The sequence below is a fragment of the Streptomyces sp. NPDC045899 genome (genome assembly GCF_056431485.1).
On the sequence record NZ_JBWKKP010000046.1, the window covers coordinates 1 to 12,800 of the forward strand.

Consider the following 12,800-nt stretch of genomic DNA (forward strand, 5'->3'; position numbering starts at 1 on the left):
TCCCCTCCCTTTCGCCCTCTCCCTCCTTCCTCCCCTCTCCCCCCCCCCCCCCCCCCCCCCCCTCCCCCCCCCCCCCCCCCCCCCCCCCCCCCCCCCCCCCCCCCGCCCCGGGGTCAGGAACAGACGGTTCCCGAGGCCGGGACCTTGCTGTCCAGCAGGTAGTGGTCGACCAGCTTCGTCAGGCACGGGTTGCCGGAGTTGTAGCCGCCGTGGCCCTCGCCCTTGAGCGTGATGTCGACGCCCACGTCCTTGCCGAGTTCCCGGGACATCTTCCGCGCCCCCTCGTACGGGGTGGCCGGGTCACCGGTGTTGCCGATGACCAGGGTCTTCGCCGAGCCGTCGGCGGAGACGTCCGGGTCGTCGGCCTTGCCCTCGACCGGCCAGCCGGTGCAGCCGGCGAGGCCCCAAGCCGTGGTCTCCCCGAAGATCGGCGACGCCTTGCGGAACTCGGGCAGCTTGGCGCGCACATCGGCGGTGCTGAAGCGCTGCTTGTGGTCGGCGCAGCTGACCGCCGTGTTGGAGTCGTTCATGGTGGGGTAGTTGCCGTGCTCGTCGCGCTCGTAGTAGTTGTCGGACAGGGCGAGCAGGGTATTGCCCTCGTGCAGCCGCATGGCCTCGGTCAGTCCGACACTGAGGGGGTCCCAGCTCTCCTTGTCGTAGAGCGCGGCGATGATGCCGTTGACCGCGATGTCCTCGGTGACGCGACGGCCGTCCTCGGTCGGGAGCGGCTTCGCGTCCAGAGCCTTGAGCAGGGCGGTGATCCGCTTGGTCCCCTCGGCGCCGCCGGGCCCGGTCGGGCAGTCGGCGCCGTGCTTGGTGCAGTCCTTCATGTAGTTGGTGAAGGCGAGCTGGAAGCCCTTCGCCTGGCTGAGGGCCGACTCGGCAGTGTCGTGGGTCGGGTCGACGACCGCGTCCAGGACGGAGTGGCCCACGTTCTTCGGGAAGAGGTGGGAGTAGACGCCGCCGAGTTCGGTGCCGTAGGAGATACCGAAGTAGTGGAGCTTCTTGTCGCCGAGCACCTCACGCATCAGGTCCATGTCACGTGCGGCGCTCTGTGTGTCGACGTGCGGCAGGATCCTGCTGGAGTGCTTCTGGCAGGCGGCGATGTACTTGTCGTTCGCCGCGGTCATCCCCTTCACCTCGGCGGCGGTTTCGGGGGAACGGTCCACCTGGAAGTGGGCGTCGAGCTGCTTGCCGTTCAGACACCGCACGCCCTCGCTCCTGCCGATCCCGCGCGGATCGAAGCTGACCAGGTCGTACCGCGACCGCAGCTTCGCGTAGTCCTTCTTGAAGCCGGGGAGGGTGTCCACGCCGGAGGCGCCGGGGCCGCCGAAGTTGAAGACCAGCGAGCCGATGCGCTTGCCCTGGCCGGTGGTCTTGCCGCGGATCAGGGCGATGTCGGTGGTCTCACCGTCCGGCTTGGCGTAGTCCAGGGGGGCTTTGAGGGTGGCGCACTCCCATCCCTTGCCCGGGGCCTTGCCGCCGCCCGGCGCCGAGCACTTCTGCCAGGCGAGCTTCTGTCCGGTCAGCTTGGCCGGCAGGTCCTTGGTGGATGACGCGGACGCGGAACGTGCGTCGTCCTTCTTGTCGTCATCACTGTTACAGCCAGTGAGCGCGCCGAGGGAGAGAACCAGGGCTGCGGCGAGGAGGGGGGTGGTCGGATTGTGGCGTATGGAACGTGACATGAAGGAAGAGCGTAGGGGTGTCAACGACCCGACCTGCCCGTAGACGCGGTTCTCGATCGCTTCTTCGCATTTAATTCGCCGTGTGCGGAATATGAAACCATCGACGAACGTGAGCAACCCTCGACTACTTTCTGTCGTCGCGGGGACATGCGAAAGGGGGCCGGGTATCAGCCCGGCCCCCTCTCTCGCTGCCTCAACTATCTACATCCGTGCGCTCTGACCGCCGTCGGCAGATAGGAGCGCATGAAGCGCTCGACGGCCTTGCGGCGCTCGGACACGTCCTCAGGGGTGGGAGTGGAGAGATAGACCTCCACGGCCAGGGGCGTGTCCTTCCCCTTGGACGGACAGGATGTGGCGACAAGCGCCCCGCTGTCCGTGAGCCGGGCGTCGTCTCCGATGTCCACCTTCTTCGGGTGGCCGTACCGGATCAGCTAGTCCTCCTTGACCTTCAAGGGGTCCAAGCCGTCGGTGACGGAGTCCCGTTCGACGCTGAGCACCTGCACGCCCCCACTCTTCCCGTCGGGCACCAGGGTGATGACGCATTCCTGGCCGATGTCCGAGGGGACGGTCTCCGTCGTCAACCTCTCGCCCGCGGGCAGCAGCGGGGCGAGCAGATCGGGGTCGACCTCTGTGCCGCAGAGCTTCTTGGGTACCGCGTAGTCACGGGACTCCCCGCCGCAGCCGACGGCACCCATCACGAGCATGCCGGCCCTCCACGTAAGGGACTCCGATGTCCTCCTCGGTTCAGCCACGGCAGCCCTGCGCATCGGCCGCCGTGGGCAGATAGGAGCGCAGGAAGCGCTCGAGGGCCTTGCGGCGTTCGGACACGTCCTCGGGAGTGGGGGAGGAGAGGTGGACCTCCAGAACGAAGGTCATGTCCTTGCCCTTGGGGGCACACGAGGTGGAGATCAGTGCACCCTTGTCCGCGAGCCGGGAGTCCTCCCCGATGTCCACCCTCTTCGGGTTGCCGTACCGGATCAGGGTGTCCTGCCTGGCCCCCAGAGGGTCATCGCCCTCTGGGACGGCGTCCCGTTTGATGTACACCCCGCCCCCGTCCCCGCCCTGCACGGATACATCGCAGGTCGCGCCGTGTTCTCTCGGGACGTCGCGCTGGTGGATCTTCTCGCCGTCCGAAAGCAGCGGTGCAAGCAGATCAGGATCGACCTTGGTGTCGCAGATCTTCGCGGGCACCGCGTAGCCGCGGCCGTCGTCGCCGCAGCCGACAGCGGTCATGGCCAGTGCCACGATCACCAGGGAGGCGGAAGTGCGGTTCATGGGGAGTTCTTCCTCGGCTCAGTGGGCGGGCTGGCGGCCGGGGAGGCCCTGGGCGGCCGTGTTGCCCCTCAGGGCCGCGTTACCGATCTCCCCCGTGATGGTGTAGTCGGAGCCGTCCTCGTGGGGGTTGTGCTGCTTCCAGACCTTGGCGAGGGACTCCAGTTGCTTCTCCCTGCCCTTGAACACCTCGCCGTTCTGCTGTCGGTTCTCCTCGCCGATGCGCGCCTCCTCGTCCACGCGCCAGTCGTAGGACACCAGGTACGCCGCGCGGTCCACGGCACCGGCGAGATGGCCCTCCGGGATGAAGCTCGCCAGCGTTCCGGCGCCGTGGTAGCCCCAGGTCTGCTTCCACGCGGCGTCCTGCTTGTCCGCTGCCACCTTGTCCGCGAGGGCCTGGTAGCGCGCCTCCTCCAGGAAGCCGACGGTGTGGCCCGCGCGTTGCAGGGTTTCCCGCGGGTCCTCGGGCTTGTCGGTGTGGATGTCGTGGACCAGTTCGCGGTTGATGCCGTCGTTGAGCAGGCCGTAGGCGTCCTGGCTGCGGGAGACCTGCTTGGTGACCTCCAGCAGCTGCCTGCGGTCCAGCTCCCGCGGGTCGTCGGGGTGGTCGGCCTGGGCGGCCGCGGTGTGGTGGAACTCGTCGCCGTGGTTGACCAGGATCTTGGCCATGTCGTCCCGCAGCTCCGACGGGAAGTCGTCCTTCCGTGCGGAGAGGTACTCCAGCGAGTTGTCCAGCACTTCCCGGTGCTCCGCGGTGTGCGGCACCGCCCTGGCCGCGGGGTCGCCCGGGTCGACGCCCGTGGCCGCGGCGGTGAGCGCGGCTCCGGTGGCCTCGTACATCGGCCGCGGGCCGTCGTAGTCGTCCACCGATCCGTAGTCGCTGTCCGGGATGGTGTCGTCGTACTCGGGGCGCTCCTTGAGCACCCACTTGGCGTTGTCCTGCGGCTGGTCGGAGCTGAAGAAGTCGGTGGAGGCGTCGGGGTTCCTGGAGAGCGCCTGCATGAAGCCGGTCATGGGGTCCTTGCCCGCGTCCGCCTTGTCCCCGAAGTGCAGCGGATCGGGCTGGGCGTACGACGCCTTCTCGTCCCAGGGCAGCACATTGTGCCGGACCCGCCCACCGGGGCCCGGATCCCGGACGTCGCCGGTGTGCTTCTTCTCGTAGGCCACCAGATGGTCGCCGTAGTCGTTGAGGAAGCCCTTGTCGTAGCTGCCGGACCGCATCAGGTTGCTCATGACCTGGAAGCCGTAGACGCTGCCGCCGGTGGTGCCGTCGCCACGGACGGGCTGCCCGCCCTGCGCGATGACCTGGTCCTTCCACTGGTGGATGGACTCGCCGTCCTGGCGCGAGGCCAGGCCCAGGGTGGTGCCGAAGCGCTTCTCCATCGTACTGAGCAGTTTCATCCGCTCGTCCCGGTCCGGGTTGCGGTACGAGCTGGTGTTGCCGTCCCGGGAGTCGAGGTCGGTGACGCCCGACCAGAACTTCAGCGTCCCCTTTCCGCCCAGTTCCCCCGCCACCCGCTCGGCGAAGACCGCATCCCCGCTGTTCGCCTTCAACAGCGCGTTCAGCCGGGTGAGTTGTTCGTTGCTGAGCTTGGTGGGGTCCTGCTGGGCGAGCTTGATGAACGCGTTGGACTCCTTGATGGACTTCTTGGCGTCATCGAAGCTCTTGAAGCCCGAGGAGCCGAAGTCGTACGTGTCCTTGGCGTGGAAGCGGAGCGCCGCGGCCGCCGTGCGGTCGGTCTCGGCGGCCTGGCCGAGGAGCGTCCTGATCTCGCCCGCGACGGCGTCGAGCTGACTCTGCGTCGGCTTCTTCTCGGCGTCGTCACGCGCCTTGACCGTTCCCTGGGTGGTGACATGGATGTCCTGCTTCGCCGCCCGCTCGACGATCTCCTGGAGCTTGGTCTTGTAGGTGGTGAGCTTCGAGTGGGCGCCGCTGAGCACCGTGTGCACACTGCGCGCCTCGGTGAGGATGTCCTGGAACTGCTCCGCCGTCTTCGTGGTGAACGCCTTCGTCACCGTGGCGTTGTCGCCCTTCCAGTCGGCTCCGTTGGCCTTCTTCTCCAGATCGGCCGCGCTGATGTCCCCGTCGCCGCCGTTGGCGAGCTTCTCCAGTTTGTCCACCATCTGCTTCCAGTCGGTGACCGCCTTGTTCAGCGTGCCGAGTCGCAGATCGTGGAGCTCCTGGTACGTCAGCCCCATGGTGCTGTTCCCCCGTCCTCAATTGCCGGACTTCGTCGACCGTATTGCCGCGTTACCGCGCACTCATGCTCACTTGATGTATTCGTAGATGCGCGAGACGCTCATACGCTTGCCATCGATGCTCGTCATGCCCGTGACAATCTTGTCCTCGTCCTTGCGGTGCGCGGAGCGCGTGTAGTCGAGGTGATTGGAGATGTGCGCGCACGCTTCCTTGAGCGTCTGCAGCTTCGTATTCCAGGCGTCGTGCAGCTCGGTGAGCGCGGAACCCGTGTCCAGGCCGTCGTTGAACAGCTCGATGGATGCGCCGAAGGTGTTCTGCCGTGCGTGGTCCCCGTAGGTCGACAGGCGTCCGCGCAGGTCACGACCCATCTCGCCGATCTTGCCCAACTGGTCGTCACGGACGATGAGATCGCCGTCCGCGCCGCCACTCCTACCGTGGTCGCCGCTGTTCTTGGTCTGGTTCAGCTGCGTCCGTACGGGCTGTTCCCCGGCTGCTCGGTCCTTCTGCTGATTCCACTCCTGTTCGAAGGACATGCCGTATTTCCCCCTGCCTCCTGGATGGCTGCATTGAGCAAAAGATCTTAGCAAGGGGGTCCGTCAAGGGCTGTAACAGCGCGGTAATAGAATTCCGTTGGCAAGGGATCGGGTGATTCATTCCGAAAATACGGACTCGACGGACCCGGCCGCCTCCGGGCCGTTTTCGGAGGCGGCCGGAACGGGGCTCGTCAGGACGCGCCGGAGGCCGCGAACGGCACCCGCGCGGCGTCCGGTGGTGCCGCACCGGGGTGGGCCGGATGGGTCCACAGCCCGCGCGCCCGGAGCAGCGGCAGCACACCCTCCCCGAACCAGTACGCCTCCTCCAGATGCGGATAGCCCGAGAGGACGAACTCCTCGATCCCGATGGCCCGGTACTCCTCGATGCGCTCCGCCACCTCCGCGTGGCTGCCCACCAGTGCCGTGCCCGCCCCACCGCGCACCAGGCCGATCCCGGCCCACAGATTGGGGTGGATCTCCAGTTCGTCCCGGCTGCCGCCGTGCAGGGCGAGCATCCGCCGCTGCCCCTCGGACTCGCTGCGCCCCAGGCCCTGCTGGACGGCCCGTACGGTCTCCGGGTCGAAGCCGTCCAGCAGCCGCTGGGCCTCGGCCCATGCCTGGCCGGCGGTGTCCCGGGTGATGACATGCAGCCGGATGCCGAAGCGGACGGTGCGCCCCTCGCGTTCGGCCAGCGAGCGGATCCAGGCGGTCTTCTCGGCGACCTGGGCGGGCGGCTCGCCCCAGGTGAGGTAGACATCCGCGTGGCGGGCCGCCACCCGTCCGGCGGCGGGGGAGGAGCCGCCGAAGTAGACCTCGGGCACCGGGTCGGGCAGCCGGGCGAGCGTGGCGTCCTCCACTCGCAGGTGGTCCCCGGCCAGATCGACGGTCCGGCCGTCCCACAGACCGCGCACGATCTGGAGGAACTCAGCGGTGCGGGCGTAGCGGGCGTCCTTGTCGAGGAAGTCGCCGTAGGCGCGCTGTTCTTGGTTCTCCCCGCCGGTGACCACGTTGAGCAGCAGCCGTCCGCCGGTCTGCCGCTGGTAGGTGGCGGCCATCTGCGCGGCGAGCGTGGGCGAGACGGAACCGGGGCGGAACGCCACCAGGAACTTCAGCCGTTCGGTGTGCCGGCTGACCATGGCGGTGGTCAGCCAGGCGTCCTCGCACCAGGCTCCGGTCGGGGTCAGGGCGTCGACGAAGCCCAGGTCCTCGGCGGCGCGGGCGATCTGGGTGAGGTAGCCGACGGACGGCGGCCGGTCACCGCCCGCCGCGGTGACGGGCGTTCCGTGGCCACCGCCCACCACATGACGGCTGTCGCCGTTGGTGGGCAGGAACCAGTGGAAGGTGAGGGACATCGCGGATCTTTCGTGGTCGGGGGCGTGCGGGGTACTCCGGCAGGGGTGTCAGCCCGCGGCGGCGAACACGGCGGTGCGGCCGAGCGCCACCGAGAACTGGTCGACCACCTGGCCCAGCGCCTCGGCCGCACCGGGCGACACGCTCACCCCGCCGTCCGGCCCGACGGTGATGTCCTTGTCGAGGGTGAACCAGCCCTGGACGATATGGGCCGCGCCCATCGAGGACAGCACCGGCCGCAGCGCGTAGTCGATGGCCAGGACGTGTGCCGTGGTGCCGCCGGTGGCCAGTGGCAGCACGGTCTTGCCCGCGAGCGCGTACTGCGGCAGCAGGTCGAGCAGTGACTTCAGCAGCCCCGAGTAGGCGGCCTTGTAGACGGGGGTGCCCACGATGATCCCGTCCGCCTGCTCGACCAGGGCCGTGGCGCGGGCGATGGCCGGATGGCTGAAGTCGGCGCCGAGCAGGGCCGCGGCGGGGAGCGTACGGATGTCCAGCGGGACGACGTCGTGGCCCTGGGCGGTCAGCCGGGCGTCCAGATGGCGCAGCAGCCGGGCGGTGCGGGAGGTGGCGGAGGGGGAGCCGGAGAGGGACAGCACGGTGGCCATGGGGGACCTTTCGGGAACCGGGGGAGGGGGAGAGAAGCCACGGGAGGGCAGGGGGAATCGGCGCACGGTGTGACGCGGCGTGGCACGGTGAGGGGACGGCGGCATACGAGTGCGGCCGGGTATCGGCACATGGCGGTCCACCCACGCCGTGCTGTGACACGGGGCGTCGCGTGGACACGCTCAGGGAGAGCCGGTCAGGGGGAGCGGCGGAACGGCGCTCGGGCCCGGCGGGGGATCAGACCGGGCGGCAACAGAACGCGCTGGAGACACGCGCGAGGTCGACATGGCGTCGCCGCGTGAGGTCCTGTCGCTTCATGGCATCGATACAAGCAGCGGAAAGTCCGGCCGGTCAAGGAGGCCCGGTGCTCATTCCACATCCCGGACATGGCCACGGGACGGGGTTCCGCCTCAAATCAAGGATGGCGTCGCTTGATCATGTCGGCGCACTTCTCGCCGATCATCATCGTGGTGATGCACGGGTTGACGGCGACCAGGTGCGGCATCACCGAACCGTCGCACACCCGCAGCCCGCTGACGCCCTTGACCCGCAGCTGGGGGTCGAGCGGGGCGGCCGGGTCGTCCGGCGCGCCCATCTTCACCGTGCAGGACGGGTGGTAGACGGTGTTGTGCGTCTGCCGGATGTAGTCGAACAGCTCGTCGTCGGTGGTCACCTCGGAACCCGGGGCGAGTTCGGCGCCCGCCCACAGGGCCAGCGCGGGCCGGGCCGCGATGTCACGGGCGACCCGGAACCCCTCGGTCATGACCCGGATGTCGTGTTCATGGGTGAAGTAGCGGGGGTCGACGCGGGGCTTGTCGCGGAAGTCGCGGGTGCGCAGCCGGACGGTGCCGGTGGAGCGGGCGCGGGTGACGTTGGGGGTGAGGCAGAAGGCGTTCTCGGAGGTGGGGTAGCCGCGCCGGTAGGTGTTCATGTCGAAGGGCACCGAGCCGTAGTGGAACATCAGGTCCGGCCGGTCCAGATCCGGTTCGGTGGGGGAGAAGATGCCGATCTCCCACCACTGGGTGGAGCTGGTGACCATGGGCTGCTCGGCGTTCCACATGATGACGCCTTCGGGATGGTCCTGGAGGTTCTCGCCCACACCGGGTGCGTCCACGGCCACGTCGATACCGGTCTCGCGCAGATGGTCCGCCGGGCCGATTCCGGAGAGCATCAGCAGTTTCGGGGAGTCGATGGCACCGCAGGAGACGATGACCTCGCGGCGGGCGTGCACGGTATGCGTGTGGATGAGGTCGGGGGCCAGGTAGTCCACCCCGGTGCAGCGCCGGTCGGCGTTCAGCACCAGCCGTCTGGCCTGGAGTCCGGTCCGCACCTCCAGATTGGACCGCTGGTCCATCACCGGGTGGAGATAGGACACCGAGGCCGAACAGCGGGTGCCGTCCTCCCGCGCGTTGATCTGGAACCAGTTGGCGCCGCGCACCACGGTGGTGCCGGTGTTGAACGCGGTGGTGGGGATCCCGGCCTCCGCGCAGGCGGCGAGCAGCGCCACACCGCACGGATCTTTGGGTGGCACGCTGCGGATCGTGACCGGGCCGGTGCGGCCGTGGTGGTCACCGGGCCCGTCATTGGACTCCAGCCGCCGGAACAGCGGGAAGCAGTCCGCCGCCGACCAGCCGTCCGACCCCTGCGCGGCCCATTCGTCCAGGTCCTCGGCCGGGGCCCAGAAGGCGATACAGGAGTTGTGCGAGGAACAGCCGCCCAGCACCTTGGCGCGGGCGTGCCGCATGAAGTCGTTGCCCCGCTCCTGCGGTTCGATCGGGTAGTCCCAGTCGTAGCCGGACTCCAGCAGCCCCATCCACTGCTCCAGCCGCAGCACGTTGTCGTCGCCGACGTCGGAGGGGCCCGCCTCCAGCAGACACACGGAGATCGACGGGTCCTCGCTCAGCCGCGCCGCCACGACGGAACCGGCCGTACCGCCACCGACCACCACGTAGTCGAACTCGTCCACGACGTCTCTCCTCACGGGGTGGTGGGCGCGGCGTGCTCGGCGAGTACACCGGTGTGATTGCGCTGGACGAACCAGTAGTAGGCGAAGCCGCCGAGCGCGACCACACCGATGAACAGGAAGGCGCCCCAGCGCAGGTACCAGTGCTGCGGGCCGGTGGCGTTGTAGACCTCGGCGCGCGGCCAGGCGAGGTTGATGGACATCCCCAGCCCCCACAGCACCGCCAGTACGTTGACCGGCAGCCCGAACCGGCCCAGGGAGAAGCGGCCTTCGGCGGGTTTCCACTCGCCCTTGCACCTGCGCACCAGCATGGGCACGGTGACCAGCAGATACGCGATGTAGATCATGATGATCGCGATACTGGTGACCACCGAGAAGATCTGCGGCTGATTGATGTTGATGACCAGGATGGCCACCGCCACCACACCGATGAGGATCGCCGGGAGCAGCGGGGTCTGGAACCGGGGGTGCACCCGCGCCAGCCTGGAGCCGCCGGGGAGGTTGTTGTCCCGGGCCATGGCGAACATCAGCCGGATACCGGCGGTGTGCACCGCCAGCGCGCACACGGTGATGGCGATGACCACGCACCACAGCACGATGTCACCGACGGTGTCGCCGAGGGTCGAGAGCACCACGTACTGGAGCCCGTCCACCGACAACTGCTTGGCCTGGAGGTTCTCCACCGCGAGCAGCGCGAAGAGCAGGATCAGCCCGCCGATGACGAACGAGGCCACCAGCGCGCGCAGGATGGCGCGCGGCGCGTTGCGCGCCGGGTCATGCGACTCCTCGCCCAGTGAGGACGCGGTGTCGAAGCCGTACATCACATAGGCCGACGCGAGCGAGGCGGTCAGGAACGCCCCCAGATAGCCCAGATGCTGTCCGCTGCCGAGGCCGTTGGTCTCCAGCACGGCGGACGGACCGCGGGTGATGTGCGCGGCCAGCAGCAGGATCAGCACGATCGCGGCGATCAGCTCGATGGCCACACCGGCGGAGTTGATCCGCGCCATCAGCTTCACACCGAAGCCGTTCACCAGGGTGGTGAACAGCACCAGGATGGTGCCGAGCACCACCGCGTTGGCCGCGCGTTCGGTGCCGGAGCTGCCGTCCCCGATGAACTGGAACCACGCGGAGATCTGCGGCAGCGTGATCTGGTACGCCAGTGCCACCGCGGCCAGCGACACCATGGTGGCTGTCATCATCATCCAGCCGCCCAGCCAGCCCACATGCGGCCCGCCCAGCAGCTTGGACCAGTTGTAGACCGACCCGGCCACCGGATAGCGGCCCGCCAGCTCGCAGAAGCACAGCGCCACCATCAGCTGGCCCACGAACACCATCGGCCACGACCACCAGTAGGCCGGGCCGCCGTGGTTCACACCGAAGTAGAACAGCTGGAAGGTGCCGGTGAGGATGGAGATGTAGCTGACCCCGGCGGCGAAGGTGTGGAAGTTGCCGAGGGTGCGCTTGAGTTCGGGGCGGTAGCCGAGCTCGGCCAGCGACTCGTCGTCGTCACCGCCCTCGGGACGGGCGCCCGGTGACGGTCCGGCGGGCTCGGTCGCCGTCATACGGACCACCTCCGTGGTGTCATGAGAACCACCTCTGCGGGCGGGGCGCGGTGTTGCGCCAGATGTGCTTGGCCTCCTGGTACTCGGCGAGACCCGCCGGTCCCAGTTCGCGCCCGATGCCGGACTGCTTCATCCCGCCCCATTCGGCCTGCGGGACGTACGGGTGGAAGTCGTTGATCCACACGGTCCCGGCGCGCAGCCGGGACGCCACCCGCTGCGCCTTCTCCGCGTCCTGCGTCCACACCGCGCCGGCCAGCCCGTAGACGGTGTCATTGGCCAGCGCCAGGGCCTCGTCCTCGTCGCGGAACCGCTCCACCGTGAGCACCGGGCCGAAGGACTCCTCCTGCACCACGGACATGTCCGGGGTGCAGTCGTCCAGCACCGTCGGCAGGTAGAAGTAGCCGTCCGCCAGCGCCGGATCGTCCGGCTGTGCCCCGCCGCAGCGCAGCACCGCGCCCGCGTCGAGCCCGGACGCCACGTAGGCGGCCACCTTCTCGCGGTGCGCCGCGGAGATCAGCGGACCGCTGCGGGCCTCCTCGTCGAACGGGCCGCCCAGCCGGATCTGCCGCGCCCGGTGCACGATCTCGTCGATGAACGCGTCGTGCAGCTGCTCCTGGACCAGCAGTCGGGCCCCGGCCGAACACACCTGCCCGGCGTGCAGGAACACGGCCATCAGGGCGTAGTCCACGGCCGTGTCGAAGTCGGAGTCGGTGAAGACGATATTGGGGTTCTTGCCGCCCAGCTCCAGCGCGATCTTCTTCACGGTCGGTGCGGCGGCCGCCATGATCCAGCGGCCGGTGACCACCCCGCCCGTGAACGACACCAGATCCACCCGCTCGTCCGTGGCCAGCGGCGCGCCCACGGTCGATCCGGCGCCCAGCACCAGATTGGCCACCCCCGGTGGCACCCCGGCCTCGGCCAGCAGCCGCATCAGCCCGATGGCGCTGTGCGGGGTCAGCTCGCTCGGCTTGAGGACGAAGGTGTCCCCGGCGGCGAGCGCGGGGGCGACCTTCCAGGCGGTCTGGAGCAGTGGGTAGTTCCACGGTGTGATCAGCCCGCAGACCCCCACCGGTTCGTGCACCACCCTGCTGTCCACGTCCGGACTGCCCACGTCGATGACCCGGCCGGGGCCCGCCGAAGAGATCAGATTGCCGAAGTAGCGGAAGCAGTTCGCGATGTCGTCGAGGTCGTACTCGCTCTCCACCAGCCGTTTCCCGGTGTCCAGGGATTCGGCGCGGGCCATGTCCGCCTTGTCGCGCTCCAGCAGCTCCGCGACCCGCAGCAGCAGTCTGCCGCGCTCGGTGGCCGCGGTGCCCGGCCAGGGGCCGCGGTCGAAGGCGTCCCGGGCGGCGGCGATGGCCGCGGCCGTGTCCTTCGGACCGGCCTCGTCGACGGTGGCCACCAGGGTCCCGTCCGCGGGGCAGCGGATCTCGCGGGTGTGTCCGTCGAGGGCGGCTGTCCAGCGGCCGCCGATGAAAAGCTCCGGCATGTATCGCCTCCGGGCTCGGACGACAGTGGCCGGCCCCCGCGATGACACCGCGCTCGTTGACACCACGCGCGGTGACCCTGCGCCGTCCCTCGGTCCCTCGGTGTGCGAGGCCGGTCCACACACCGAGCGTAAGTGGCGCGAGT

General features: G+C 69.0%; 12 protein-coding genes. All 12 read right to left on the reverse strand.

Translation table 11 applies throughout. The features are described 5' to 3' along the window. Nucleotides 1–113 precede the first annotated feature (113 nt). Complete coding sequence (locus AC07FT_RS35530; protein ID WP_479180274.1) at nt 114–1,685, reverse strand: alpha/beta hydrolase; 1,572 nt, start codon at nt 1,683–1,685, stop codon at nt 114–116. A gap of 197 nt (nt 1,686–1,882) precedes the next feature. Beyond that, the gene (locus AC07FT_RS35535; protein WP_479180275.1) at nt 1,883–2,089 is read right to left on the reverse strand and encodes a hypothetical protein; all 207 of its coding nucleotides are present in this window, start codon (nt 2,087–2,089) and stop codon (nt 1,883–1,885) included. A gap of 27 nt (nt 2,090–2,116) precedes the next feature. Beyond that, nucleotides 2,117–2,389, reverse strand: coding sequence for a hypothetical protein (locus AC07FT_RS35540; protein WP_479180276.1), 273 nt, complete (start codon nt 2,387–2,389; stop codon nt 2,117–2,119). A gap of 40 nt (nt 2,390–2,429) precedes the next feature. Further along, nucleotides 2,430–2,960, reverse strand: a complete 531-nt coding sequence (locus AC07FT_RS35545; protein ID WP_479180277.1) for a hypothetical protein — start codon at nt 2,958–2,960, stop codon at nt 2,430–2,432. 18 nt (nt 2,961–2,978) lie between these two features. Continuing rightward, nucleotides 2,979–5,156 (reverse strand): hypothetical protein, encoded by a 2,178-nt coding sequence (locus AC07FT_RS35550; protein WP_479180279.1) that lies wholly within the window; start codon nt 5,154–5,156, stop codon nt 2,979–2,981. Between the two features lie 69 nt (nt 5,157–5,225). Next, nucleotides 5,226–5,690 (reverse strand): hypothetical protein, encoded by a 465-nt coding sequence (locus tag AC07FT_RS35555; RefSeq protein WP_479180280.1) that lies wholly within the window; start codon nt 5,688–5,690, stop codon nt 5,226–5,228. A gap of 191 nt (nt 5,691–5,881) precedes the next feature. Further along, nucleotides 5,882–7,042: an LLM class flavin-dependent oxidoreductase gene (locus AC07FT_RS35560; protein WP_479180281.1), complete on the reverse strand. Its 1,161-nt coding sequence runs from the start codon at nt 7,040–7,042 to the stop codon at nt 5,882–5,884. Nucleotides 7,043–7,090: 48 nt separating this feature from the next. Further along, nucleotides 7,091–7,645, reverse strand: coding sequence for an NADPH-dependent FMN reductase (gene ssuE, locus AC07FT_RS35565; protein WP_479180282.1), 555 nt, complete (start codon nt 7,643–7,645; stop codon nt 7,091–7,093). Between the two features lie 235 nt (nt 7,646–7,880). Further along, entirely contained in the window at nt 7,881–7,961 is an 81-nt protein-coding gene (locus tag AC07FT_RS35570) for a putative leader peptide (protein WP_374215222.1), read from the reverse strand. A 97-nt stretch (nt 7,962–8,058) separates the two neighbouring features. After that, nucleotides 8,059–9,609 (reverse strand): GMC family oxidoreductase, encoded by a 1,551-nt coding sequence (locus AC07FT_RS35575; RefSeq protein ID WP_479180283.1) that lies wholly within the window; start codon nt 9,607–9,609, stop codon nt 8,059–8,061. Nucleotides 9,610–9,620: 11 nt separating this feature from the next. Then, nucleotides 9,621–11,168: an APC family permease gene (locus tag AC07FT_RS35580; RefSeq protein WP_479180284.1), complete on the reverse strand. Its 1,548-nt coding sequence runs from the start codon at nt 11,166–11,168 to the stop codon at nt 9,621–9,623. Between the two features lie 19 nt (nt 11,169–11,187). Next, nucleotides 11,188–12,657, reverse strand: coding sequence for an aldehyde dehydrogenase family protein (locus tag AC07FT_RS35585; RefSeq protein WP_479180285.1), 1,470 nt, complete (start codon nt 12,655–12,657; stop codon nt 11,188–11,190). Nucleotides 12,658–12,800: the final 143 nt, after the last annotated feature.

Excerpts from the sequence above, each read along its gene's own strand:
- AC07FT_RS35560 (WP_479180281.1), bottom strand. The coding sequence starts at position 7,042 with ATGTCCCTCACCTTCCACTGGTTCCTGCCCACCAACGGCGACAGCCGT.
- ssuE (WP_479180282.1), bottom strand. The coding sequence starts at position 7,645 with ATGGCCACCGTGCTGTCCCTCTCCGGCTCCCCCTCCGCCACCTCCCGC.
- AC07FT_RS35530 (WP_479180274.1), bottom strand. The coding sequence starts at position 1,685 with ATGTCACGTTCCATACGCCACAATCCGACCACCCCCCTCCTCGCCGCA.
- AC07FT_RS35580 (WP_479180284.1), bottom strand. The coding sequence starts at position 11,168 with ATGACGGCGACCGAGCCCGCCGGACCGTCACCGGGCGCCCGTCCCGAG.
- AC07FT_RS35540 (WP_479180276.1), bottom strand. The coding sequence starts at position 2,389 with ATGCTCGTGATGGGTGCCGTCGGCTGCGGCGGGGAGTCCCGTGACTAC.
- AC07FT_RS35550 (WP_479180279.1), bottom strand. The coding sequence starts at position 5,156 with ATGGGGCTGACGTACCAGGAGCTCCACGATCTGCGACTCGGCACGCTG.
- AC07FT_RS35585 (WP_479180285.1), bottom strand. The coding sequence starts at position 12,657 with ATGCCGGAGCTTTTCATCGGCGGCCGCTGGACAGCCGCCCTCGACGGA.
- AC07FT_RS35555 (WP_479180280.1), bottom strand. The coding sequence starts at position 5,690 with ATGTCCTTCGAACAGGAGTGGAATCAGCAGAAGGACCGAGCAGCCGGG.
- AC07FT_RS35570 (WP_374215222.1), bottom strand. The coding sequence starts at position 7,961 with ATGAAGCGACAGGACCTCACGCGGCGACGCCATGTCGACCTCGCGCGT.
- AC07FT_RS35545 (WP_479180277.1), bottom strand. The coding sequence starts at position 2,960 with ATGAACCGCACTTCCGCCTCCCTGGTGATCGTGGCACTGGCCATGACC.